22 protein-coding genes and 1 pseudogene are annotated in these 25853 nt (G+C 52.9%); 12 read left to right on the forward strand and 11 right to left on the reverse strand.

What is annotated here, in order from left to right; genetic code table 11:
• Positions 1-93 precede the first annotated feature (93 nt).
• Positions 94-1398, reverse strand: coding sequence for a sugar MFS transporter (locus AAC060_RS14415; protein ID WP_339827433.1), 1305 nt, complete (start codon positions 1396-1398; stop codon positions 94-96).
• Between the two features lie 500 nt (positions 1399-1898).
• Between AAC060_RS14415 and AAC060_RS14420 the strand changes: the two genes are divergently transcribed.
• From AAC060_RS14420 to eda, 6 genes are all read left to right on the forward strand, one after another.
• On the forward strand, positions 1899-2927 hold the full coding sequence (locus AAC060_RS14420; RefSeq protein ID WP_339827435.1) for a LacI family DNA-binding transcriptional regulator: 1029 nt from the start codon (positions 1899-1901) through the stop codon (positions 2925-2927).
• 235 nt (positions 2928-3162) lie between these two features.
• Positions 3163-4605: a glucose-6-phosphate dehydrogenase gene (gene zwf, locus AAC060_RS14425; protein WP_339827437.1), complete on the forward strand. Its 1443-nt coding sequence runs from the start codon at positions 3163-3165 to the stop codon at positions 4603-4605.
• Positions 4598-5242: a 6-phosphogluconolactonase gene (locus tag AAC060_RS14430; protein ID WP_339827439.1), complete on the forward strand. Its 645-nt coding sequence runs from the start codon at positions 4598-4600 to the stop codon at positions 5240-5242. Before zwf ends, AAC060_RS14430 begins: the two co-directional genes overlap by 8 nt.
• Positions 5239-7074, forward strand: a complete 1836-nt coding sequence (gene edd, locus AAC060_RS14435) for a phosphogluconate dehydratase (protein WP_339827442.1) — start codon at positions 5239-5241, stop codon at positions 7072-7074. Before AAC060_RS14430 ends, edd begins: the two co-directional genes overlap by 4 nt.
• Positions 7074-8045 carry a glucokinase gene (gene glk / locus AAC060_RS14440; RefSeq protein WP_339827444.1) on the forward strand — a complete coding sequence of 324 codons (972 nt, stop codon included), beginning with the start codon at positions 7074-7076 and terminating at the stop codon, positions 8043-8045. The genes edd and glk overlap by 1 nt, the downstream gene beginning before the upstream one ends.
• On the forward strand, positions 8042-8653 hold the full coding sequence (gene eda / locus AAC060_RS14445; protein ID WP_339827446.1) for a bifunctional 4-hydroxy-2-oxoglutarate aldolase/2-dehydro-3-deoxy-phosphogluconate aldolase: 612 nt from the start codon (positions 8042-8044) through the stop codon (positions 8651-8653). Before glk ends, eda begins: the two co-directional genes overlap by 4 nt.
• A gap of 36 nt (positions 8654-8689) precedes the next feature.
• On the opposite strand, the gene AAC060_RS14450 is transcribed toward eda, so the two are convergent.
• A complete protein-coding gene (locus tag AAC060_RS14450) occupies positions 8690-9790 on the reverse strand; it encodes a hypothetical protein (protein ID WP_339827449.1) in 1101 nt (366 codons plus the stop codon).
• Positions 9791-9872: 82 nt separating this feature from the next.
• On the opposite strand from AAC060_RS14450, the gene cysD reads away from it, so the two are divergent.
• From cysD to AAC060_RS14480, 6 genes are all read left to right on the forward strand, one after another.
• Positions 9873-10787 carry a sulfate adenylyltransferase subunit CysD gene (gene cysD, locus AAC060_RS14455; protein ID WP_339827451.1) on the forward strand — a complete coding sequence of 305 codons (915 nt, stop codon included), beginning with the start codon at positions 9873-9875 and terminating at the stop codon, positions 10785-10787.
• A complete protein-coding gene (gene cysN, locus AAC060_RS14460) occupies positions 10787-12712 on the forward strand; it encodes a sulfate adenylyltransferase subunit CysN (RefSeq protein ID WP_339827453.1) in 1926 nt (641 codons plus the stop codon). The genes cysD and cysN overlap by 1 nt, the downstream gene beginning before the upstream one ends.
• Positions 12709-13452 carry a 3'(2'),5'-bisphosphate nucleotidase CysQ gene (locus AAC060_RS14465; protein ID WP_339827456.1) on the forward strand — a complete coding sequence of 248 codons (744 nt, stop codon included), beginning with the start codon at positions 12709-12711 and terminating at the stop codon, positions 13450-13452. Before cysN ends, AAC060_RS14465 begins: the two co-directional genes overlap by 4 nt.
• 334 nt (positions 13453-13786) lie before the next feature.
• A complete protein-coding gene (locus tag AAC060_RS14470) occupies positions 13787-14386 on the forward strand; it encodes a hypothetical protein (RefSeq protein ID WP_339827458.1) in 600 nt (199 codons plus the stop codon).
• A gap of 631 nt (positions 14387-15017) precedes the next feature.
• Positions 15018-16439: a Si-specific NAD(P)(+) transhydrogenase gene (gene sthA / locus AAC060_RS14475; RefSeq protein WP_339827461.1), complete on the forward strand. Its 1422-nt coding sequence runs from the start codon at positions 15018-15020 to the stop codon at positions 16437-16439.
• A gap of 1 nt (position 16440) precedes the next feature.
• A complete protein-coding gene (locus AAC060_RS14480) occupies positions 16441-17535 on the forward strand; it encodes a GGDEF domain-containing protein (protein WP_339827463.1) in 1095 nt (364 codons plus the stop codon).
• A 542-nt stretch (positions 17536-18077) separates the two neighbouring features.
• Here the strand turns inward: AAC060_RS14480 and AAC060_RS14485 are convergent.
• The 9 genes and pseudogenes from AAC060_RS14485 to flgF form a co-directional block, all read right to left on the reverse strand.
• Positions 18078-18923 (reverse strand): annotated as a pseudogene (locus AAC060_RS14485) (flagellar motor protein MotB); the annotation flags it as partial.
• 3 nt (positions 18924-18926) lie between these two features.
• Positions 18927-19790, reverse strand: a complete 864-nt coding sequence (gene motA / locus AAC060_RS14490; protein WP_339827465.1) for a flagellar motor stator protein MotA — start codon at positions 19788-19790, stop codon at positions 18927-18929.
• Positions 19791-19924: 134 nt separating this feature from the next.
• On the reverse strand, positions 19925-20770 hold the full coding sequence (locus tag AAC060_RS14495; RefSeq protein ID WP_339827467.1) for a flagellin: 846 nt from the start codon (positions 20768-20770) through the stop codon (positions 19925-19927).
• A gap of 25 nt (positions 20771-20795) precedes the next feature.
• Entirely contained in the window at positions 20796-22127 is a 1332-nt protein-coding gene (locus tag AAC060_RS14500) for a flagellar basal body rod C-terminal domain-containing protein (protein WP_339827469.1), read from the reverse strand.
• Entirely contained in the window at positions 22120-22419 is a 300-nt protein-coding gene (locus AAC060_RS14505; RefSeq protein WP_339827471.1) for a rod-binding protein, read from the reverse strand. Before AAC060_RS14505 ends, AAC060_RS14500 begins: the two co-directional genes overlap by 8 nt.
• Complete coding sequence (locus AAC060_RS14510) at positions 22416-23549, reverse strand: flagellar basal body P-ring protein FlgI (RefSeq protein ID WP_339827473.1); 1134 nt, start codon at positions 23547-23549, stop codon at positions 22416-22418. The genes AAC060_RS14505 and AAC060_RS14510 overlap by 4 nt, the downstream gene beginning before the upstream one ends.
• 20 nt (positions 23550-23569) lie before the next feature.
• A complete protein-coding gene (locus AAC060_RS14515; RefSeq protein WP_339827475.1) occupies positions 23570-24250 on the reverse strand; it encodes a flagellar basal body L-ring protein FlgH in 681 nt (226 codons plus the stop codon).
• A gap of 29 nt (positions 24251-24279) precedes the next feature.
• Positions 24280-25068, reverse strand: a complete 789-nt coding sequence (flgG, locus tag AAC060_RS14520) for a flagellar basal-body rod protein FlgG (protein WP_339827477.1) — start codon at positions 25066-25068, stop codon at positions 24280-24282.
• Between the two features lie 21 nt (positions 25069-25089).
• Positions 25090-25836: a flagellar basal body rod protein FlgF gene (gene flgF, locus AAC060_RS14525; protein WP_339827479.1), complete on the reverse strand. Its 747-nt coding sequence runs from the start codon at positions 25834-25836 to the stop codon at positions 25090-25092.
• Positions 25837-25853: the final 17 nt, after the last annotated feature.

Genomic DNA, 25853 nt, shown 5'->3' on the forward strand with positions numbered 1-25853 from the left:
GAGCATCAGATTCCTAATCTGGGGGCCACAGGTTCGAATCCTGTCGGGCGCACCAATCCTCTGATCTGATCTCGCGGGGTGCCGCGAACCAAATCAAGCGATTTTTAGCCGCTGACGCTCGGTATAGAGGCCGTAGGATGCGATGACTACATAACAGGTCACTGGGACCAGAAGCGCAGCAGTCAAGCTCGTGATGTCGGCAACAAAGCCGTAGCAGGCAGGAAGTATGGCGCCACCGACAATTGCGGTCGCCAATATTCCCGAGGCTTGTGCGGCTTTGTCGGATTTCATGCCTTCGGTTGCGAGGCTGAATATGGTGGGAAACATGATCGAGTTGAACAGGCCGACGAGTGTCAGTGTCCAGCCCGACAGCGTGCCGCTGCTGAACGAGGATATTGCAATAAGCGTGATAGCGACGCCTGCGAAGGTCATCAGCACCTTGCCGGGTTTGAAGATGCGCAGAAGAAATGCCCCAACGAACCGGCCAACCAGTGCGCCGCCCCAATAATAGCCGAGCAGGGCAGCTGCCGATTCATCGGGAAGGTTCATCACCCGTTCCTGTCCCAGATAGGCGACCAGATTGCTGCCGATAGTGACTTCTGCGCCGACATAGAGAAAGATACACAGTGCGCCAAATTGCAGCCGTTTGTCGCTGATGAAGAGGCTCCAGGTGCCCTCTACTTTGACCGCTTCGGTTTCGGTTTTGTCCATGACTTTGCGGAACATGAAGAAAAATGCGGCAATTGCGATCATCGCGACCGCGACGGCGATATAGACGTGGGTAATGACGGTAGCTTCCGAAATGCGGAAGGCCTCGAGTGCGGATCCCGACAGGGATGTCGGGTCAACGTCAGATTTCTCTCCCAATATGTAGCGTGCACCAAAGCTAACGATGAGGAATGCGCCGAGTGAGTTGAACATTTGTGCGAAGGTGAGGCGGCTATGCGAGGTTTCCGGCGGGCCGAGTGTTGTCACCAACGGGTTCATTGCCACTTGCAGCAGCGTAATCCCGCCACCGATCAGGAACAGTGCTCCCAGAAAGTTGAGATACACGCCGCTATTGGCCGCAGGAATGAACAGCAGAGAGGCCAAGGCGATAATCAGAAATCCGAGAATGAATCCCCGGATAAATCCTATCTTTCGCAACAGCATGCCCGAGGGAATTGAGAAGAGGGCGTAGCTCATGAAGAACGCGAATTGCACCAGATTGGCTTCAAAATTGGAGAGCTGGAACATCGCCTTGAATTTGGCAACCAGCGCGTCGTTGATGTTGGTAACGCCGGCCAAGAGAAAGAAGACCGCGAAAACCAATAATAATACCAGAGTCGTCTTGCCGCCGGCGCTGCTATAATTTGTGGACGCTTCCGCATTTGATACGTTTGGAATGGGTGCTGCCAATGTCTCTCTCCCGATTTATTTTTTTTGAAACATATCCTGACAAGGTTGTCATTGCAATCAGATTCACGTCGGCAGGTGTGTAAGGGTTTTAGACAATGCCTAAAAACGAAGGCCGATCAGGCAGGATATATGGGCGGCGGCAGAAAGGAGGGGGGCGGCATCTGTAGTATCGTCGGCCATGCAATTTTCCGTCCCGGATTTCGTTCATTGGCGCAGATATGAGACCATGAATATAATATGCGAGTTGTATATCTACCGGTGAGGCAGTGCAGAGCTGCGATTCGTTCAAATTTCTCTCGAGACTCATGCCTATAGGCCATATCCGCAGCGGCGAACTTGCCTTTCTCCCAATATCACATTGGTTAAATCAGCGGATAAACATTGCGCAAATCGACAGTCTCACTAATAAGTTATGACAAGGTTGTCGGTTAGTGGTCAGCGGCTTGACAAGCTGGAGAGAAGCGGGGCTATGGGCCACGTAACCAACCGGAGGAAACTGAATGACACAAAAATCACGACGATCCACGATGGTTGATGTCGCCCGCGAAGCTGGCGTGTCATTGAAGACCGTGTCCCGCGTTCTGAACGAAGAAAATTATGTGCGGGAGGAAACGCGACTGGCGGTACTCGAAGTTGCCGAAAAGCTTGACTATAAGCTTAATCAGGCAGCCCGGACCTTGCGCGGCGGTTCGGCCCAGATTGTTGCTCTTCTGGTCGATAACCCGAGTCCCAGTTACCTTGAAAATGTTCACCTCGGTGCCCTTAAACAATGTCATGATCTTTCCATGCAATTGGTTCTCGATGAATGCTCGGATGGCGTGGAGGGTGTTAAGCGGATATTGCAGACTCTTTCACCCGTTGGGCTAATAGTCACGCCACCACTCTGTGATAATCCGGAAGTAATCGATTTGCTGGAATCGCAACATATCAGCTATGTTCTCGTCGCTCCGAGCGACCCGGATGCTGTTCGTTTGTCGGTAAATATTGACGACGTCGCTGCTGCGCGGGAAATTACGGAATATCTTTTGAATCTTGGCCATCGAAGGATCGGTTATATTCGCGGACATCCCGATCACAGTGCTTCCGGCAAGCGTTACCAGGGCTATTGTGAGGCGCTCGCGAAATACGGTCTGGAGCCGGATGAAGATTTGATCCGTCAGGGATTTTTTGATTATTCGAGCGGTTTGCAGGCCGCTGAATCGTTGCTGGATATGGAAATACCTCCGACCGCGATTTTTGCTAGCAACGATGATATGGCAGCCGCGACAATTGCGGCAGCCTATCGCAGGCATATCGATGTACCTCAGCAACTGTCGATCGTCGGCTTTGATGATGCATCCATTGCAGCAATCATCAGTCCCCAGCTTACCACGGTACGCCAGCCCATATCGGAACTTGCCGCGCGCGCCGTGAGTCTCTTGTCCGACAATATTTCGCGCCGGTTGGCAGGAGAAAAAGACGAAAACACCATTTTTCTCGATCATTCGGTGATCGAACGGGATTCTGCCGCGCCGCCACTGGCCCAATAGTTCTATTTTTTTTGCAGCATTCCGGCTGCGGCTTGCGGCCCTTATGGTCCGATGCTGATGTAGCTGGGTGAGAGTTGCTTCGGTGCCCGCGCCGTTGCGGTCATAGCTGAGACCCAAGTTCAATTGTTTGACAAAACACATTTGTGCGATTGCCTTTTAATGACAACGCTGTCATAGAGTTCGAACGACGGAAAATATCTGTCTTGAAACCGTAACGGGGGCTGATTGGTAGAAAATGAATAGTTCGGCTACATTGTTGTTATTCGGGGCAACCGGAGATTTGTCCAAGCGTATGCTTTTGCCTTCGCTCTATGCACTGCATGAAGATGGGTTGATCGCTGACGAGGTGAAGGTCGTCGGCACCGCGCGCAGTGAATTGGATGATCAGGAATTTCGAGACATGGCTGCATCGGCGCTGGAACAATATCTGCCGGATGATCGCAAAAACAAGGATATGATATCCAGTTTTTTGAAACGTTTGTCCTATCAGCAACTGGATGCTTCATCGACTGAGGGTTTTGGTGATCTGGCCGAGAAAATTGGTGATATTTCAGGTGGTCTGGCGATTTTTCTTTCAACCGCACCGTCGCTATTCGAGGCGACGATCGCGGGATTGAAAGCAGCCGGATTGACTGGTGAAAATGTCCGGATCGGTCTTGAAAAGCCGCTGGGCAATGATCTGCAATCGTCCAATGCGATCAACGACGCGGTAGCAGAGGCTTTTCCGGAGGATCGCATCTTCAGGATCGATCATTATCTCGGCAAGGAAACCGTCCAGAATCTGATGGCATTGCGTTTTGCCAATATGATGTTCGAACCATTGTGGAACTCCAATGGTATCGACCATATCGAGATTACGGTTGCCGAAACTGTTGGTCTGGAAGGACGGCACGGCTTTTATGAAAAAACCGGCGCACTACGTGACATGGTGCAAAACCATATTCTGCAGCTTGTCGGTCTGATTGCAATGGAGCCGCCGGCGAATCTCGACGCCACCTCGGTTCGCGACGAGAAGGTCAAGGTGTTGCGTTCCTTGCGGCCGGTGGTCGCCGAAAATGTTGTTCGCGGGCAATATGGCGATGGTGCGGTGAAAGGCGAGGCGGTCTCGTCTTATCAGAACAATCTTGGTGAAAGCTCGGAAACGGAAACCTTTGTCGCGCTGAAAGTCTTTGTCGATAACTGGCGCTGGCAGGGTGTGCCATTCTATGTCCGGACCGGCAAGCGGCTCGCAGAACGACGCAGCGAGATTGTGGTGCAGTTCAAAAGTGTGCCCCATAATATTTTTGCAGGTGGCGGGACCAAGTTGAACGCCAACCGGCTAGTTATCCGATTGCAACCGGAGGAATATGTCCGGCTTCAGGTGATGGCGAAGGAACCGGGACTAGACCGTGATGGCATGGTGTTGCGTGAAGTGCCGCTTGATCTGTCGCTGACCCAGGCATTTTCAAAAGCCCGTAAGCGTATCGCCTATGAAAGGCTTTTGATTGATCTGATTGAGGGCGACCCGACTTTGTTCGTTCGCAGGGACGAGGTCGAGGCGCAATGGCATTGGATCGACGCGATCCGGCATGTTTGGGAAGAGAATGACATCGGCGCGAAACCATATGGTTCCGGCAGCTGGGGACCGTCTGCTGCAATTGCGCTGACCGAAAGGGATGGAGTGAGCTGGAATGACTGACATGCAGACGGCAATATCTTCCCCGGGTCCGATCAGTTGGGCCGTCAACAGCGATGCGAAGCGCGTTGCGGATCATGTCGCTAAAGTTGTCGAACAACCGGGGAAGCATCGCATCGCCGTTCCTGGCGGCAACACGCCTATTGCAATTTTTGATATTCTCTCTCGCCAAAGCTTGCCGTGGGGAACGGTGACGATCACCTTGACTGACGACCGGATCGTTCCGGTCAGGCATCCTGCTAGCAACCAAGCCAAGCTGGCAAGAGCCTTCGACGCAACCGCAGCCGATGTCGAACCACTGGTCCGCGGAGAGCAAGTCGCGGCCTTTGATCTAGTCTGGCTAGGCATGGGCGCCGACGGCCATATCGCGTCGTTATTTCCCAATATGACCTGCGACGAACAGGAGGCGCCGGCGGTCATCCACACCGTTCCTGATCCGTTGCCGGTTGAAGCGCCTTTTGCACGGCTCAGCCTGAATATGGCCGCGCTGACCGCGACCAAGGAAATCATTCTGGTAGTTCGCGGCTGCGACAAGAAAAATATTCTTGAAGCAGCAATTGCTGGCGACACGGATGTACCGGTGGCAAGGCTTCTCCGGCGAGCGAACTGCCCAATTACGATATTCTGGAGCCGCTCATGACGTTGAACCCGACAGTCGAAAAAGTTACCAACAGGATCATCGAGCGGTCGCGATCGTCCCGCAGCGCCTATCTCGATCTGATCGACAAGCAGCGCGAAGCTGGGGTGCACCGGCCCACTTTGTCCTGCGGAAATCTTGCCCATGGCTTCGCCGCCAGTGGCGACGACAAGGCCGCCATTCGCGGCGGCAAGGCGATGAATATCGGCGTGGTCACCGCCTATAATGACATGCTGTCTGCCCACCAGCCTTACGGACGTTATCCGGAGCAGATCAAGATATTCGCCCGCGAAAAAGGGGCGACGGCTCAGATCGCCGGCGGTGTGCCTGCCATGTGCGACGGCGTGACCCAGGGCCAGGACAGTATGGAGCTTTCGCTGTTCAGCCGTGACGTGATCGCGATGAGCACCGCGATTGCGCTCAGTCACGGCATGTTCGAAGGCGCGTTGCTGCTCGGTATTTGTGACAAGATCGTACCCGGTCTACTGATCGGCGCGCTGCGTTTTGGTCATCTTCCGACTATCTTGGTTCCGGCCGGACCAATGCCTTCCGGTCTTGCCAATAAAGAAAAAATTCGCGTCCGACAGCTGTTTGCCGAAGGCAAGATTGGCGAGAAGGAACTGCTCGACGCCGAGAGTGCAAGCTATCATGGCGCCGGGACTTGCACCTTTTTTGGCACAGCCAACTCCAACCAGATGATGATGGAGATGATGGGACTGCATATTCCGGGCAGCAGCTTTGTGAATCCCGGCAACAAGCTTCGCCAGGAACTGACCCGTGCGGCGGTGCATCGGGTGACCGAAATCGGATGGGGTGTCGGCGAAAATTCCGCGGCGGACTATCGACCACTCGGCCATTGCATTGATGAAAAGGCGATCGTCAACGCGGTCGTAGGATTGCTCGCAACTGGCGGCTCCACCAATCATGTGCTGCATCTCCCCGCGATTGCGAGAGCGGCCGGCATCATATTGGACTGGGACGATATGGACGAGCTGTCCAAAGCGGTCCCGCTGATCGCCGCCATTTATCCCAATGGTGCTGGCGACGTGAACTATTTTGCGGCAGCGGGCGGCATGCCGCTTGTCATCCGCGAACTGGTCGATGCCGGACTGGCGCACGGCGATATCAAAACCGTTTACGGCGCATCGCTCAGGGACGGGGCGCAGGAGCCCTATATCGCCGAGGGCAAGCTCGCGTTCAAACCTGCTCCGGCGACCAGTCTGGATGAAACCATTTTGAAACCAGTCAGCGATCCTTTCAAGCCGGACGGCGGCTTGCGTCTGTTGAAGGGTAACCTCGGCAGAGCAACGATGAAAACCAGCGCGGTGGATGAATCCCGCTGGACCATCGAAGCGCCCGCCCGCGTCTTTGATGATCAGAATGATGCCATGGCCGCTTTCAAGGCAGGCGAACTGGAAAAAGACGTCGTGGTGGTTGTCCGGTTCCAGGGCCCGGCAGCAAACGGAATGCCGGAACTTCACAAGTTGAGCTCTCCCCTGGGTGTCCTGCAAGACAGGGGTTTCAAGGTTGCCTTCGTCACGGATGGAAGAATGTCGGGCGCCAGCGGTAAAATCCCATCCGCCATTCATGTCTCTCCAGAAGCCTATAAAGGCGGCCCCTTGAGTAAATTACGGGACGGCGATTTGATAAGAGTTTGTGCGCAGGAGGGACTCCTCGAGATACTGACGGATAAAGCAGAGTGGGACAGTCGCCCCACGGCAACGCCGCCTCCGCGACCGCTGGGTACAGGGCGAGAGCTTTTTGCGATGCTGCGGCATCATTGTGACGAGGCTGAAAAGGGCGGCTCTGCGATGTTGAGTGAGGCAGGGCTGTAATGGCTCAGGAAATCATGGTCGCCGATATTGGCGGTACACACGCTCGGTTTGCCATCGCCGTCGTAGAGGACAGGCATATCGCGCGCCTCGATCACCAGATCACGATGAATAGTGTAGATCACGCGAGTCTGCAAATTGCGTGGGAGGCTTATGGACAGGAAGTAGGACGCAAACTGCCACCCGATGGGGCCATAGCAGTTGCTGGACCGGTTGGCGGCGATGTGCTGCATCTGACCAATAACAGCTGGATGATCCGCCCTCATTTGATCAAGGAAAAGCTGAGGCTGGAGCGCTATAGTTTGGTCAATGATTTTGGAGCGGTCGGTCATGCCGTCGCGTTGCTGGAAGATCAGCATTTCGAGCATATTTGCGGACCGGATATAGCGCTGAATGACAAGGGATTGATAACTGTTCTCGGCCCGGGAACCGGTCTTGGCGTTGCTCATGTTATGCGGCAGGCTGGCGAGTATCAGGTGACCGAGACCGAAGGCGGACATATCGACTTTTCGCCACATGATGAGGTTGAGGACAGTCTGCTCAGGCATTTGCGGAAAGAACACAGCCGCGTCTCTGTTGAACGGGTGGTCGCGGGGCCGGGCCTGCAAACCATTTATCATGTGCTGGCCGAAATCGAGGGCCAGGCATCCAAGCGGATGGACGACAAGGCTCTGTGGCAACTTGCCCTGTCCGGCGATGATAGTCTGGCATCGGCCGCGTTTGACAGATTCTGCCTGTGTCTTGGTGCATTCGCCGGTGATATTACTCTGGCACAAGGTGCGCGGTCGGTTGTGATTGCAGGTGGGCTTGGTAGCCGGATTGCCCATCGATTGGCATCATCCGGATTCCGCGAACGGTTCAAAGCCAAAGGGCGTTTTCAATCTTTGATGGAGCAGATTCCGGTCAAGCAATTGCTGCATGAACAACCTGGTCTCTATGGTGCCGCCGGTGCATTCATCAAGGAACATCAATGAAACCAATCGAGCGGATCATGCGAATGGCGCCTGTCATTCCGGTGCTGGTCATAGATGATGTCGCCGATGCCATTCCGATTGCCCGGGCGTTGGTCGAGGGCGGTCTCAATGTTCTGGAAGTCACGTTGCGGACTGATGCTGCGTTGGAAGCCATCGCAGAAATGACGCAAGTGGACGGCGCGATTGTCGGCGCAGGCACGGTGACAAATCCGGCCCAGCTAGACGCGGCGCTTTCTGCAGGTGCCGAATTCATCGTATCGCCCGGCCTGACCGATAATCTGGGTCGGGCGGCGATCGCAGCGAAAATTCCGTTTCTGCCCGGCATCGCCAATGCCGGAGACATCATGCGGGGGATGGATCTCGGGCTTGAGCATTTCAAATTTTTCCCGGCCGTAGCGGTGGGCGGCATTCCTTCGCTGAAAGCGCTCGCCGGACCATTCGGCGGATGCAAATTCTGTCCGACTGGCGGTATTACCGAAGCATCGATGGCCGATTGGCTCGCGCTATCGCAGGTCCTGTGCGTCGGTGGAAGCTGGATCGTGCCGGCGGGGCCGATTGATAGCGATTTGATAAGAGTGAATGCAAGGGCGGCCTCGCAAACCAACTGAGATATTTGACGCGCTGCGGTTCTGCCGGTCAGCGCTCTAGGTCAGTGCCACAATACTCGCCAGAATGAGGCGCACCAGATCTGCCTGACCGCGCGTGCCGGTCTTGGCATATATTCGCTTTGAATAGAGCCGTGTGGTTTCATGGGTCAAGCCAAGCAGAATTGCGGCTTCTTTGATGGTCACGCCGTGACTGATATGCAGGGCAAGTCGTGCTTCCTGAATCGTAAGGCCGAATAGGTTGGCGAGATGGTCGCTACGCTCGGCACTGTTGGATCGCTCGCCGTGGACAAAGGCGATGGCAGCGGGCTGGAGCGCGCCGGACAGGTCTGCCGGTGGATTGGTGAGCAGCATGTCCAGCCATGGCTCGTCCGAAAGATGCACGGTCCGTACCACGCTTTCCCCCGCTTGACGCATTTTCAGAAACTGGCGCAAGACGCCCTGCGCATCAGCGCGCTCGGCTATCAGCCGTCTATCGGGCGATTTGCGTAGGGTTCGTCCCTCCTGCACCAGGGCTTCCGCCTGTTCACTCATATCAATGATCCGGCCTGAGCCGTCGAGCATGAACCAGCCGAAATTGAGGCGCATGATCGCGTCGGCGGAAATGCCCGCCTTCAGCCTTTGCCGCTCGAGTTCCGAATGGGTGCCGGCGGCAATTGCTAGATGATTGGCGAGGGCGCCCAGCAGCGCGCCGTCGCTGGCAGAGAAATTGCTGCTTTTGCGCCCGAGAGAAATCCAGATTTGCCCGCCATTGGGTTCTGCCACCCGCATGATCCGGGCGAAGCGGACATCGGGATCCCGCAAGAACAGCGCTTTGAAACGGCTCTGGCGCGGGTCATTGGGATCAAGGAATTCGTCGAGGGAATAGACCCGGTTGAGCCGCATGACATAATGCGGAAGTGCCGCGACCTTCCCGAAGTCCTTCTGGTATATTTCATTTATATCGTCGGAACCCTGTTTGGCCGCGGGAATCTGGACAGATTGTAGCCAGTCATGGTCACCCTGGAAAAACAGATTGGCGTAGTCCGCTGCGGTTCTGCGCTTTAGCTGCGCGAGAAAATTTTCCCATGGCGGCGCGCCCAGCGTACCGCGGTGCAGAGCCGCAATCAAATCATGTTCTTCGCTCAATATCACCGACATTCGTCACATATATCCCATATGGGAACTGTATACGAATCAAAAGCGCGTAATATGCTTCCAATCCTTCCAATTGGACGAACATATGACCCGTATTTTGACCCATTTAGAACGGCTTGAAGCCGAAGCCATACATATCATGCGTGAAGTCGTCGCCGAGGCGCAAAAGCCGGTGATGATGTATAGCGTCGGCAAGGATAGCGCGGTTCTGCTGCATCTCGCCAAGAAAGCTTTCTATCCATCTCCTCCGCCATTCCCGCTGCTCCATGTCGATACGACCTGGAAATTCAAGGATATGTACGCGCTACGCGAAAAAGCGGCGCAGGATGCGGGAATGGAACTGATCGTCCATCACAATGCGGAAGCGAAAGAACGCGGCATCAACCCGTTTGATCACGGCCCGCTTCATACCGACATGTGGAAAACCGAGGGGCTGAAGCAGGCACTCGACCTCTATGGCTTTGACGTTGCGTTTGGTGGCGCAAGGCGTGACGAGGAAAAAAGCCGGGCCAAAGAGCGCGTATTTTCGTTCCGCACGGCCAGCCACGGCTGGGACCCCAAGAACCAGCGGCCCGAATTGTGGAACCTCTATAACTCCAAGAAAGCCAAGGGAGAAAGCATACGTGTTTTCCCGATCAGCAACTGGACGGAGTTGGATATCTGGCAATATATCATGGCGGAAAATATCGAAATTGTGCCGCTCTATTTCGCCGCGATGCGCCCGACCTATATGCACGAAGGCAGCCTGTTCATGGCCGACGATATCGACCGTCTGGAACAGGTGATGGGGCAAAAGCCCGAAATCACCAACCGGTCGGTCCGCTTCCGCACGCTGGGATGTTTCCCGCTGACCGGAGCGGTAGAAAGCACCGCGTCGACCCTCGCTGAAGTGGTGCAGGAAATGCTGCTCACCACCACCAGCGAACGGCAGGGGCGCGTGATCGACAAGGATGAAGGTGGCGCCGGCATGGAGAAGAAAAAGCAGGAGGGCTATTTCTGATGACCGATAGCACTGGGAAAGACCCGATCTACAAGACCGACGCGCTGATCGGGGAGGATATTGACGCCTATCTCGCCCAGCATCAGAACAAGGAACTGCTTCGGTTCATCACCTGCGGCAGCGTGGATGACGGCAAGAGCACGCTGATCGGCCGACTGCTCTACGACAGCAAGATGATCTTTGAAGACCAACTGGCTGCGCTGGAAGCGGATAGCAAGAAGTCGGGTACGCAAGGCCAAGAGATAGATTTTGCGCTACTGGTGGATGGACTCGCTGCTGAACGCGAGCAGGGCATCACCATCGATGTCGCCTACCGGTTTTTTGCGACGGAAAAACGCAAGTTCATCGTCGCCGATACGCCGGGCCACGAACAATATACCCGCAATATGGTGACCGGCGCGTCGACCGCCGATGCTGCGGTCATATTGATCGATGCGCGGAAAGGCGTGCTGGTCCAGACCCGGCGCCATTCCTATCTCGCCCATTTGCTCGGCATCAAGAATCTGGTTCTGGCGGTGAACAAGATGGACCTGGTTGATTATGATCAGGAGATATTCGACAATATCGTCAAGGAATATGGCGAGTTTGCTGCAGAAATTGGCATAGAGAGCTTCACCGCGATCCCGATTTCGGGCTTCAAGGGCGATAATATCACCGACGCGCCGTCGGTGAATATGCCCTGGTATGACGGTCGTGCGCTGATCGCCCATCTCGAGAATATCGAGATCGCGACCAATGCCGCGCAGGAAAAACCGTTACGCATGCCGGTACAATGGGTTAACCGCCCCAATCTCGATTTCCGTGGCTTCTCCGGACTGATTTCCTCCGGCATCGTCAAGAAGGGCGATCCGGTCCGGATCGTGCCATCGGGCAAGAACAGCGTTGTCAAAAGCATTGTCACTCTAGATGGCGAACTCGATGAAGCGGTGGCGGGCCAGTCAGTCACCATCTTGCTTGATGACGAAGTCGACTGCTCACGCGGTGACGTGATTGCTGACGCCGGCGATCCACCCGAAATTTCAGATCAATTCGAATCCACTATCGTCTGGATGAGTGACGAAGCGCTCAAACCCGGCCGTGGCTATTGGCTCAAACTGGCAACACAGACGGTCAGCGTGTCGGTGCAGGAGCCGAAATATGAAATCAATATCAACACGATGGAACGGCTTGCTGCCAAGACGCTGGAGCTGAATGCCATTGGCGTTGCCGAAGTGCATACCGACAAGCCGATTGTGTTCGAACCCTATGCCGACAGCCGGGCACTTGGCGGGTTCATTCTGGTCGACAAGATCACCAATGCGACGGTTGCAGCCGGCATGCTGCATTTTAGCCTGCGCCGCGCCGCGAACGTCCATTGGCAGGCAACGACAATTACGCGGGAAGAGCACGGATTGCTTAAAAACCAGACTCCGCGCGTTTTGTGGTTCACCGGCCTCTCGGGTTCGGGTAAATCGACCATCGCCAATGAGGTGGAAAAGAGCCTCAATCTTATGAACCGCCATACGTTCCTGCTCGACGGGGACAATGTACGCCATGGGCTCAACAAGGATCTTGGCTTTACCGAAGCGGACCGGATCGAGAATATCCGCCGCGTCGGCGAAGTCGCAAAATTGATGACCGATGCCGGACTGATCGTGCTGACTGCCTTTATCAGTCCGTTCCGCGCCGAGCGGAAGATGGTGCGGGAAATGCTGCCCGAGGCCGAGTTTATCGAAATCTTCGTCGATACGCCGCTGGCGGTTGCCGAAGAGCGTGACGTGAAGGGGCTGTACAAGAAAGCCCGCAGCGGCCAGTTGAAAAACTTCACCGGTATCGACAGCCCTTATGAGCCGCCGGAAAACCCGGAAATCCGGGTTAATGCGGTCGAGATGACTCCTGCAGAAGCGGCCGAATATATCATCCGCCAGATCATGCCTCTGAAATGAGTAATGTTATGACCGACGCAGAGCTTGCCGCCGATCTCGCGCTATCAGCCGGCCGGATTTTGATGGAATTACGCGAAAGCGGCAAGTTCGAGGATAAAGCTCTTGGCAAAGCCGGGGACGAGGCGGCCAACGCGTTTCTGGTCCGGGCCTTGCGCGAACAAAGACCCGACGACGGTCTGCTTTCCGAAGAAAGCAAGGATACGGCGGAAAGGCTGGATAAATCGCGTGTCTGGATCGTCGATCCGGTCGATGGCACGCGGGAATATGGGGAAGGGCGGTCGGACTGGGCTGTTCATGTCGCCTTAGCCATTGATGGTGTTGCCTCGATCGGTGCCGTCGCTTTACCGGGTCTCGACGGCGGGCTTGTTCTCCGCACCGACAAAATATACGAATTTCCTGACTATGAGGGTGCGCCACGCCTGGTTGTCAGTCGTACCCGTCCGGCGGCCGAAGCGGTATCCGTAGCCGAACGCCTGGGCGGAGAACTCGTCGCGATGGGATCGGCAGGTGCAAAAGCAATGGCCGTGGTTCGGGGAGAGGCTGAAATATATCTTCATTCCGGTGGCCAGTTCGAATGGGATAGCTGCGCGCCGGCAGCGGTCGCATCAGCTTATGGTCTGCACTGTTCGCGCATCGACGGTTCACCGCTCATCTACAATCAGCAAGATACGTATATGCCCGATCTCCTGATCTGCAGGATGGAATGGGCGGACAAGGTGTTTGAGTTGTTAAATGGCTGAACGAACGATCACATATTAGCGCGCGCACGTCCTTCTTCCAGCAACGAACTAGCGGAAAAAAGTAAATATTCTGGATCAAATCGCTTTTTTGCAGGAGCATCCGTCCCTCCATAAATTGCAAGGCTGAGGCCTCTCATACTTTGCTTGCGGTTCAGCTTCTTGTAACTGGTGGTGAATGCAGTCGCTTGGCTTGAAAAAAATTTACATTTGAAGCCAAGGGCCGGTAATTATTGATAATAATCGGTAATAATTGATTGTAAAATGGTTCTCCCTACCTCTAATATGGGATATTGATGTTCATGTCTGAATATTCCGCTCAACTTCGGGAATGCCAATGGAATTTACCTATAAAGAGATTCAGGATATCCTGTCGCATAAGCATCATATCGCCAGTACCAGTCTGACCGCGTTTCGCGGTCGTATCAAGCACATGCAGCGCCTTGGATTCCCATCTGGTGTCAATACCGGCAAGGGAAGGCCAGCGTCCTATACTTGGCGGGAACTATTGCTCATAGGACTGGCTTTTGAATATCTCGAAATTGGATCAACACCCGATCGTTCCATCGCGGAAATCATCAAGATCGAGGATATGCTGTTGGTTGGACTTTCCAATGTTATCCTAGCTGCCGAGAAGACTGATGGAACCGGGGAGGTCAATCATTTTTTGTTTGCGGAACTGTCTGCATTGCTGACGTTGAGGGCTGATGACAGTTGGTATCAACAGTGTAAGCTGCTGTCATTCGGAGATATCAAGCAGATATTGTCTTCGCAAGGGAATGACGCATATCGGTCTCCTTATGCCATAATTGATTTGCGACAGTTTCTGGGTGGGATGTTCACGAGTGTCCGCGAAATTTGTGGACTGAATAACGAGATTACGGCGAAGGATATAAAATTATGGGCCTCAAGGCAATTGGCTGACGCTTTAAAATAAGAGGGTGCTCTGCTTTCGACGCCTGTTATGGGTCTGACGTTACCTAACATTTTATCAGCAGAATAGTGGAGCGAAGGGTTAAAGCCTCTCTGTATCTGCCGTAATTGACGAGAGCGTCTGGTTTTAGGTCAGCGTCAGGGGGGCATCACACAATATGTTCGATCGTAATCGGTCGTCTGGGATATCCAGATTCCCTGTGATCGCCATCTTCATGCTATCGATTTGCACAAACGGCTAAAGTGAGCGTGCATAAGCTTTTGATCGTAGAGATCGCATTTCAAAACGGATTTATCCGATCCGGCGTTTTGGCCTGATATGAGCGGCCCAATGCTATGCGGCCCATAATAGCAGCTGGTTAGTTTGCACGTCTCTTTCCCATGCCTCTGAACTATCCAGCGCTAATTTTTTCAATCCGCTGATAGATTCTCGAATTTTATATTCCTTGGATTGTAGAGTTGATGCAGAATTTTCTCAGTATAGAAAGCAAAGTCTCAATTTTCTCGGATAAGTAAAATAAAAGATGATCAGTTAAATGCACGACTTATCTGCGTCGATTAATTGCACTTATATTACTACATTGTTTTAAGGTTCTGTCCCTTCACCGTTAACCATAATGGGAAGGAAACCAGATATGGTTAAATTTGACTATGATTTCGTGGTAATTGGGGGAGGGCCAGCTGGTCGCCGAGCAGCGATCCAGGCATCCAAGCTCGGCAAATCCGTCGCCGTGGTCGATGATCAAAAATCGATCGGTGGTGTGTCAGTCCATACCGGTACCTTGCCATCAAAAACCATCCGTGAATCGGTGCTGTCCGTCACGGGTTGGCGAGATCAGCATTTCAAATCCCGACAGCACCGCAACGGGGTCCAGGAGATGCAGGATTCGATCAGTTCCCGCCTTGCGACGACATTGGGAGATGAAGTTGAGGTCATTGATAATCAGCTCGCGCGAAACAATGTTACGGTCCTGCAAGGAAAAGCGAAGTTTTCAGGTCTCCATAAGCTGGCGATCCAGCAAAATATTCGAGGTAGAAAGACCAGTTTTTCGATCTCGGCCAGCAAGTTTCTAATCGCGGTGGGTACCAAACCGTTTCGGCCCAAAAATATCCCATTCAATGGTACTACCGTGATTGATAGTGATGGTGTCGCCGCGAACTTGCCGATGCCGAAAAGTATCACTGTAGTTGGAGGAGGCGTTATCGGTTTGGAATATGCAACGATTTTTTCAACCTTGGAAATCCCGGTAACAGTCGTGGAAGCACGCGAACGGCTCCTGGAGTTTATCGATCGTGACATTGTCGCTAATTTTGTCCATCAACTTACGGAACACGGCATCAGCCTTCGATTGGGGCGAACAATTGACAAGATATCACTTGATGATGACAATCACCCCACTATTTTGCTGGATGACGGCCGACAACTCCGGTCTGGAATGCTTTTGTTCACTGCAGGCCGTATAGGCGCGGTGGATAGCCTTGGACTGGAAAAAGTAGGTATCGAATGCGACAGTCGCGGCCGGTTGGTTGTCGATAAGGAAACCCTGCAAACAAACCAGCCGCATATCTATGCCGCCGGCGATATCATCGGCTTCCCAGCGTTGGCTTCTACATCGATGGAGCAAGGGCGGCAAGCTGCCTGTCACGCATTTGGTGTACCAATTAATTGTTCGGGGAGCAGCTTTCCGTTGGGCATATATTCAATTCCTGAAATAGCCAGTATCGGTCTGTCGGAAGATGACGCAAGGGAACAGGGCTTCCAGGTAGAAATTGGTATTGCACGTTTTCAGGAAACGTCTCGCGGGCATATTCTGGGTAACTGTCAAGGTATGCTAAAATGCATTTTTGATCTCAACGATCGGGCGCTGCTCGGCGTCCATATCGTAGGTGAAGGTGCAACGGAATTGATTCATATCGGACAAGCGGTGATCAATCTTAACGGTGGAATTGATTATCTGTCTGACAATGTCTTTAACTTTCCAACTCTAGCGGAAGCCTATAAAGTTGCCGCCTTGGACGCTTACAACCGAATGCCGAAGGCCAGATTGAGGGCGTGACGTGAAAATCGATATCAAGAATATACTGAACTCGTACCGGCGCGAGAAATGCGCTGATCAAGCATGTCCAGTTTGTAGTGATAAGGATGGCGAATATGCGCCGTTGGTGGAAATTACCAATTTCCTGGCTCGGCATAATTTGTCATTGAACGCGAAAAATCTCGAACAGGCATGGGAATATGTTTGCGGTGACAATGAAGAATTGAAAACTGAATTGGAGAGAGCGTCATCCGCTTCTGAGCTCAACAATCAATCTGCATTGGAAATATATGAAAAATATTTCAATGTGGATCTCAATGAGCGGATGGAGAAAATTTTTCAGCAAGCCGTCGAGCAAATTTGCGAAACGACGCAGATTATGAGTGCTGGAAATGATGAAGCGATCAGGCACGAAAACGAATTGATCGAACAGGCTGACAATATCCGAGGAGGAAGAGTTGGCCTTGATAAGGCGATTCAAAATCTTCTCGATCTCTCCCGTTTGATGGTGGTTTCCACCCGTGAAAACCGAGATCAAATATCGCGTACAAACGAGAAGCTTGCAGAGCTGCAACATGAACTTGAAGTAGCAAGAAGCGAAGCTGATCACGACGATTTGACGCGGCTGCCCAATCGGCGAAAATTTGACCGCGAGATTGAGTCCCTTTTTCAACGACGGCAAGAGGACGGTGAGGCATTTGTCCTAGCGTTTGTCGATGTTGATCATTTTAAACGGATAAATGACACATTTGGTCATGAATGCGGCGATCGCGTACTTCGATTGATCGCAAATCAATTGTCTCAACTTTCCGACAATCGTTGCAGTATCTCCCGCTACGGTGGCGAAGAATTTGCCATTTTGATTGAAGACGATGATGTCGACTATGTATTCCAGATAATCGATGACTGTCGGAGCGGTTTGGCGAGTAAATCACTGGTCGACGTGGGGTCAGGGCGTTCTATCGGCCGGGTAACATTTTCCGTAGGCATTGCTCAATCTGAGCGTTTTGATACCAAACGGTCACTTCTTAGAAAAGCTGACGTCGCGCTTTACAACGCGAAGTCGGGCGGCCGGAATATGGTGTGTAAATTTTCCGGTGAGTTTGAGGACCTTTGAGCCTGCGATAGCTAATATCATTATAGCGCTGTTATAATGGGATGTTGACGTTGCATTAGACTCCCATGGATATCTCCTTAAATCGTGAACTTCTCCGTTGCATTAAAAATGGCGATATCTGTCGAGAGGTGAGGGCTGTGGTGGCTTTCGTTCCTGCTCGGCCTCCACAAGGTCAAAAAGTGCTTCGGGCCTCCGTCACTCCACTCCTTTCTATTTCCGGAACGAATAATATGGAGCGTTCGGAAGCGATATAAAGTGCGTTTGTCGGATATCCATATGCAATTAGGTAGGACGATAAAATCGTCCTACCTAATCCTGAAGAGCGCATACCAGGTGCACTGCATTCACCAAGGCTGGGGCCTGCGGGGGCCGGGCAACCTCGGTAGAAAGTTTTCAACCTTTCCAACTGCATTCTATCCAAATCTGTGCGGCTTAGATCAAATCATATCCAACCCGATTTGGTGGGGTGCTGAGATATTATACCCAAAATGGGGGTAAGCTTGCAGAGCGCCTAACGTTTCTGCTTCCAGTTAATTACGTTTCATCGTGATGGAAATGCGCCTGTTCCTGTCGTCCATCCGGTCATTCGGGTTATAAGGCTCAGTGTCCGCTACTCCCTCGATCCGAGCCATCCGGGTATTTGCAACACCCTGATGTACGATTTCTTTGCGCGTCGCTTCTGCTCTGGCCGAGGAGAGTAGCCAATTATTCATGGTTTGTCCGCTTGCGTAGGGGAGGCTGTCGGTATGCCCCCGGATAACGAGCAAGTTGTCGACAGTATCTATGATTTTCGCAACTTCTTCGATCAGAACCCTAGCTTGTGGGCTCAGGTCGTCGGTCGCTAGCGCAAACATACTAAAATCGGCCTCATCGATCAGATCTATTCGCAGCCCTTCCTCGGTATCGGTGAAACGGATGTTTTTGAGTAAGGCCAGTCTCTCTGGGTTGTCCTTCAATCGCTCACGAATCTTCTTTTCAAATTCTTTTGCGTCCAGGGCCTGTCGGCTAGTGCTTCTTTTTCCTTTGTCGTCCATCGTGCCTGTTGCATCGCGCGGAATGTTAATTGCCTGCCTGCCGGTTTGTGCGGCTTTGTGCGGTAAGTTATCTTTATCAGTTAGCGATTCTCCGCCGAGTATCCCGTTTGAGCCCGTATTGTTCCCTTGCATCTGGACAAGCGTGGGTGAGAAATATTCCGCGAGCGCTTTACGCTGCCTCTCGGTGGTTGCTCCAAGCAGCCATAATAGCAGAAAAAATGCCATCATCGCGGTAACGAAATCGGCGTAGGCGACTTTCCAGGCACCCCCATGATGACCGGCATGCTCCTCCACGATTATTTTTTTGACAATGATCGGCGGTTGATTGGAGCCCTGAGTAGTTCTATTTGCCATAGATCAACGCGCCCTTATCGCATCAAATACGTCAGCAAAGCTTGGTTGGTTGGCATGCTGTAGACTGGTGCGCGCCGCTTCAATGATCAGAGGTTGTGGGTGTCCATGCAGACTCGCGATGATGATCTGTTTCGCGACTTGGTAGATGGTACCATCACTTTCTATCACCGACCGCGCACGCTGGGCCATTGGCCCGGCAAAACCGTAGGCCAGCAAAACACCTAAGAATGTCCCAACCAGCGCAGAACCAATCATTCCACCTAAAATCGCAGGCGGCTGGTCGATCGAGCCCATGGTTTTTACGACGCCGAGAACCGCCGCGACAATACCAAGTGCCGGCAAAGCGTCGGCTAGGCTCTGCAGATTGTCCGCCGGTGCAATCGCTTCATGGTGATGCGTTTTGATGCTTTGGTCCATAACGTCTTCCACCGCATAGGGATCGAGTGTGCCGGATGAAACCACCACCAGGCGCAAGCTGTCTGCAATTAAATGAATAAGCGTCTCGTCTTTGAGCAGCTTTGGATATTCGCTAAATATCGGTGAAGCATTTGGGTCTTCGATATGCGGCTCCAGAGCCACTGGTCCTTCGCTCTTCAGAATCTTGGTCAGTTTGGACACCAGCAAGATACAATCCATGAAGTCTTGCTTGACGTAGGTTGGTCCCTTGAACACTTTTCCGAGCCCACCCAGAAGCGCTTTTAACTGCGCACCGGAATTACCGACGATCAACGCTCCTACCGCAGCACCGCCGATAATGCCCATTTCGATTGGTAGAGCATGCATAATTACGCCGAGGTCACCGCCCGATAGCGTAAAAATACCAAAAACCATGACGAGCAAGATAACCATACCAACTACGGCAAACATATTTAATTCCCCATCAACGGACCCGGACTGTGATGTTGGCCACCGCTCCAGCGGACGCAGGAAGCAAACATTATAAAGATGAACGGAAGAAACGACCCTTCGTTAAGGGACGCATGATAATGCATTCCGCGGACTTAGCCGATCAGCCGAATAAGTGAGTTATTGTTAGAAGTGGCATATAGTTTCTGTGCCGCTTCCAGATTAACCAACAAGGATTGGAAACGCGCGACAGCTTCTGGAATGTCAGTGCTTTCCAGTACAGACCGCCGTTCGGTCGATGTGAGTTGCGATAGATTCAGTCGGTCTTCTTGCTCATCAAGGCGATTGACTAGCAAGCCTTGGCTGGCAACCAGACTCGAAAAATGGTTGACCAATGAATCTCCCGCCTCAAGTTGTAAGGCTCGGTCGGCTGCTGTGCCCGCCCGAACGGCATCAATCATTGCGGTCATAATGGTATCGAGATCAGTGGTGACGCCACCGACATCTATCGACTGAGTCACGGTTTGGAGATTTGGCGATGGTGTCACCAATACGTTCGTATCAATCCTCATCTGGATCGGATCACCAGTGTGAAATAATTTTCCCCCATAGCTATCTTCAGCCTGAGCGAGTTGATTAAACTGATCGTAAAGACTCTCGAGTTCAATAGCAATTACTTCGCGATCTTCTGTGGACAGAGTCTCGTTGTTTGCCAAGATGAGCAATTCTTTGGCGCGAATGGCTGCTGTAGCCATCGTATCCAGCGAGGATTCTGCTTGCTGTGCCATGATGCCAGCGCGGCCGATGTTGTTGAGCCATGAATTTTCAATCGAGGACTTGCGCCCGAGACTGGATATCTCGAGCCAGCTGGAAGGCGCCTCAGATGGTCGCGTGAAGCTCTTGCCACTCGCAATGGATTCTTCTGCCTTGGCGATAAGCGCAGACAGTTCGGCTTGTCTTTGAATGCTATCGTTGGGCCTGTTTCTGTTAATCGATTCCATGTCTTGTTCCTTCTCGCGGGACCAATTAAAAAATTCCCAATATGGTTTGCATCGTTTCCTTTGCGACTTGCACGATGCGGGCCGCCGCTTCGTAAGATTGTTGTAGCCGGATAAGGTCCGCTGCTTCGCGATCGAGATCGACGGTCGCAACATTGTCACGTGCTTGGCGCGTGGCTTGGTCGAAAGCTGTTGAGGCTGCACTTTCGCTGCGGGCCGCCAACAAATTCTGTGCCTGTCCGAGCGCTATTGTCTCATAGACCTGTTCTGTACCGGTCGCGGTACGCAAGTTTACAAACGCCAGAATATTGCCATTTGCCGCGCCAGCCGGGGCAGCCAAAGCCAAACTGTCTGCCGATAGTCCGGTTGTTGATAGGGACGCGGCGGTCCCGGCATGGGAGATGATCGCGGCGCCGGCTACTCCCGCATCGGTCCAGCCGTTAGCTTGCCAGCCATTGATCTCTGTGGCAAATTGCACTGCCAAGGTGTCCAGATCATTGTTAAGGCTGATCAAGCTTGATTGTGCACGTTGTAGTCCACCCAAGGTCCCATTGCTTGGAGCTGCCTGCACCACGGCACCGATTTCAATATCGAAACTCGCTCCAGCACCAGCGACGAATGTAACTGGGCTAGCGACATTGTACGCTACCAAATTGGTTCCATTACGGGAAACATCTGCGATGCCATTTGTACCAAAGCTGATTTGAGCATCTAGCTTTTCGGTAATGACCGTTAGGGCCGCATCACGCTGGTCGAGCAATACCGCGTATTGAGGAGAGCCGATTTGTGCGGGGAGCAATTTCTGATTAATTTGCGCGAGTTCGTTTAGGGCCGTATTTAGCTCGGCCGTTTCCTGGGATGCAGCACCATTGATCAGACTGACGGTGGACGACAGATTGAGAGCTGTCTGGTTGAAGCGGTCAACGGTTGCTTCAATATCGCCTACAAACTGATTGCGCAACGCCGGTTCAAATGGAACCGCGGAAAGCTCTTCGGCAGTACCAAAAAGTTTTGTCAACTGAGCGCCAAGGTCGGCATCATTGTTGGTAAGCGCAATTTCTCCCTGGTTGAGCCATTGCACGAGAACTTCAGCACTAACTCGGTTTGCTCCGGTTTGTCGCGTTGCTGCTTCCAGAAACTGGTCGCTCGAACGGGTTATGCCATTGGATGTAACGCTGCCGGTTCCTCTGGAACTGTTGTAAATCGGATTGGTGCCGGCATGGATCGTGGTATCAGCGAGGTTCAGTACCCGCCGGACGTAATCCGGATTGTCTGCATTAGCGACGTTGGATCCGACGACGTCCAATGCGTAAGCGCTGGTTAGAAGCGCCGATCGTCCAATGCTGAGAAGGTCAGACATCCTTATTCTCCAAATGATGAGTTAGCATTTGCGCTATTCCAAAAACGCCCTTTTTGGCCATGGATTCAGCAATTTCGGCATCTTGCATGTCACGAAATTGTTCCAGTCCCTGACCGTCGAATAGTCCTTCGCCCAGCGAAGATGTTCGCATCGTTGTCAGCATTTGTCGCACGAATATTGCTTCAAAATCGGCCGCCATTGACTGGATTTCGGCTTGTCTCTTATCGGCTGCAGGCTTAGCTGGCACCGTGGAAGAGGCTATGGAACTTGGGGTGGTTATAATTGCGGTCATATGATGATCAGCTCTGCGGACAATGCGCCCGCCTGTTTCAAGCCCTCCAATATTGCTGTTAGATCAGACGGTGGAACACCGAGAAAATTAATGGTTTCGACGATTTCAGATAGAGAGGCGCGTCGTCCAATTTCGTATGCTGGGTTGCGGCGTTCATCCACGACAATGTTGCTGTCCTGTTCCGTGGCAGTCCTGCCGCGGCTGAATGGTGCGGGCTGAACGACCGTGGGGTTTTCTTCGACGCGTACGGTCAACTTTCCGTGACTGACTGCTGCAGGACCAATGCGCACGGCACCATTGATGATGACCGTTCCGGTTCGCGCATTGACGATGATCCGGGCAGGTGCATCGGCCGGTTTTACGATCAGGTTCTCTATTTTGCCCATCAACATCACCCGCTCCTGCGCGCCCAATGGTGCAGCAATTCTCACGGTTACAGCGTCAGCTGCAATCGCCAGTTGTGAATTAAAGGCTTCATTGATGGCATCGGCTACCCGCAGCGATGTGGTCAAGTCTGCGTCGGTCAGATTGAAGCTGAGAAAGGGCTGGCTTTCAAATCCGGTGGCAACGGTTCTTTCGATCGAAGCGCCACCAGAAATCCGGCCCACGGAAGGAATGTTGATTGTAATCTTTGATCCATCTGCAGCGGTCACACCCAAGCCACCAACTGCCAAATTCCCCTGCGCCATGGCATATATCTGCTGATCGGCGCCATAGAGTGGCATCAAGATCAATGTACCGCCGCGCAGCGATTTCGCCTTGCCGATCGCAGAAACGGTAATATCAAGGCGTTGGCCGGGTTTTGCGAAAGCCGGCATTTCTGCAGTGACCAACACTGCCGCTGCATTTTTTGAGGCTGGATTGACGCCAGGGGGCAGAGATAAACCAAAACGGTTAGTGACGCCTTTCAGGCCGACAGTGGCATATTCCAGACTGTCATCTCCGGTGCCGGCAAGCCCTACGACAACGCCGTAGCCCACCAGCTGGTTGGTCCGTAGACCAGCAAAGGTTCCGATGTCTTTAATCCGCTCGGCTTGAACGGGCTGAGTGACAATCACCGCTGCCGATACCAGAGCGATCAAGGTAGCGAGCCACCTGATCGACCGGAATATTTTTATTGATTGGGTCATAGGATCTCTTCCACTTGGGGCTAGAATGGTGACACGAAGGAGAAAAATTTCTGCAACCAGCCCTGTTTGCTTGCGGATGCGATTTCTCCAGTGCCGCCGTAGATGATCCGGGCATCGGCGACTTTCGTCGACGGGATGGTATTGTCTGGGGACACGTCAATGGCTCGGATAAGGCCGCTAAATTGTGTATGCTCTTCACCCCGGTTTAGCGATGTGAGCTTTTGCCCACGTACCAGCATTGTTCCGTTCGGATAGCTTTCCGCGACCGTCACACTAATCTGGCCTTGCAGACTGTTCGATTGATCCGCGCTGCCGCTGCCGGAAAAATTCTGACTGCCGCTTGTTGCCACATCGCTGGGCGAGAATAGCGAAAACAGGCCAGTCGTGGGTGGGGTCAGGGAGAATCCGCCATCACGATCCTTGGACGCGCTGTTGGACTTTGAGGCGCGTGTCTGCTCGACGAGCAATATAGTGATGATATCTCCCTTTTGGCTTGCCCGAGTTCCGCTTGTTAGAGCCGAGTAGCCAGAAGTAATTTGAAAGATCGCACCGTTCGAAATGGCAGGTTCGGGCGGTGTCACAGCCATGACCGGTGCAAACTCCTGTGTTGAGATGCCGCTGTTCGATCCCATGCAACTGGCGAGCAGAAATGGCGTTACACCGATCAGTAATTTTCGTTTTGAAAACGGATTATATGTCATGATGAATACGCTTCTTTCCTGCGTTTAAATTAAATCTGCTGGTTCACGAATTGCAGCATTTCGTCGGTCGCCGAGATCATTTTGGAATTGACCTCATATGCGCGCTGCGTCTCGATCATATTGACCAGCTCTTCGACAATATTGACGTTGGATCCTTCGAGGAAACCTTGACGAATATTGCCCAGACCGTCTTGTCCACCTTCGCCCACTTGAGGAGCGCCGCTAGCTGCAGTCTCGGCGAGAACGTTATTGCCAAGCGAAAGTAGCCCTGCTGGATTGGTGAAATGGGCAAGTTCGATTTGTCCGAGTTCGCTTGGGTCGGTTTGTCCGGCCAATGACGCGGATACGATGCCGTTACTGCCGATAGTTACTGCGGTGGCTCCCTCGGGTACCTGGATCGCGGGTATCAGTGGCAGGCCATCGCTGGTGACCATATTACCTTCCGCCGTCAGGCTAAAATTACCAGCTCTGGTGTATCCCGTTGTACCATCTGGCATTTCAACCTGGAAATAGCCGGCACCTTCAATCGCCAAATCCGTGGCGTTTTCGGTAGTCTGCATAGTGCCTTGGCTGGCAATTTTGCTGATGCCTGCTAGCCGGACTCCGGTTCCCAACTGGATGCCGCTGGCAAATCGGTTCTGTGCGTCCGAAGGTGCGCCAGGCGTAACGATATTCTGATAAGCGAGCGTTTCAAAATCGGCCCGGTCCCGTTTAAAACCGGTGGTGTTCACGTTCGCCAAGTTGTTGGCAATCACGCGCATCTTGGTGTTTTGCGCATCCAATCCGGTGCGCGCAACTTGTAGGGCAGCGTTACTCATCTTATCTTCTCCTGTATGCGATTATGCTTGTGGCAAGGACATTATGCCCGCGCCGCTTTCATCAAGTTCCTCGGTCATTTTGAGCAATCGTGCCTGCGTTTCCCACGCACGGCTGGTTTCAATCATATCTACCAGAGCGCTGGTCATATTGACGTTCGACTGTTCCAAGGCACCGGAAATGACCTTGGCATTTTCATCAACTGGTAACGTGCCATCGTCGGCGACGTGAAATAATGTGTCTTGGCCCTTGGATATTTCACTGCCGGTCGCACTAACGAGTTTCAATTTGCCAAGCTGTTGCGGCAAGGTTGGATCGCCGCCTAGGGGCACGTATGAAATTGTTCCATCGGTACCAATGTCAACGCGATCTACAGGCGGTAACGTTACCGGACCGCTTTCACCCAAAACCGGAAAACCGTCGCCGGTGAGCAGAGCTCCAGACGGGGCGATTTGTAAGTCTCCGCGTTTTGTATAGGCTTCGTTGCCGTCGACGGCCTGAACCGCGAGCATCGCATCGCCTTCGAAAGCAATGTCGAGTGGCCGATCGGTTTGAGTGATCGGCCCCCCGTTCATATCGGCTTGCATATCCCGCTCGACGGCCATCGCTCGGCTATCGTGGCCCGGGCCACTCAAATATTGAGCCTTTGCAGAGACCATATCGGCTTTGAAACCGACCGTGTCCGAGTTCGCCATATTATTGGCAATGGTTGTTTGCCGGGTCATCAGCGATTTCATCGCGTTGACCGCAGTATATGCAAGCTTATCCATAGTTCATTCCTTCAAAT

It is taken from the genome of uncultured Parasphingorhabdus sp. (assembly GCF_963975555.1).
Lineage (GTDB): Bacteria > Pseudomonadota > Alphaproteobacteria > Sphingomonadales > Sphingomonadaceae > Parasphingorhabdus.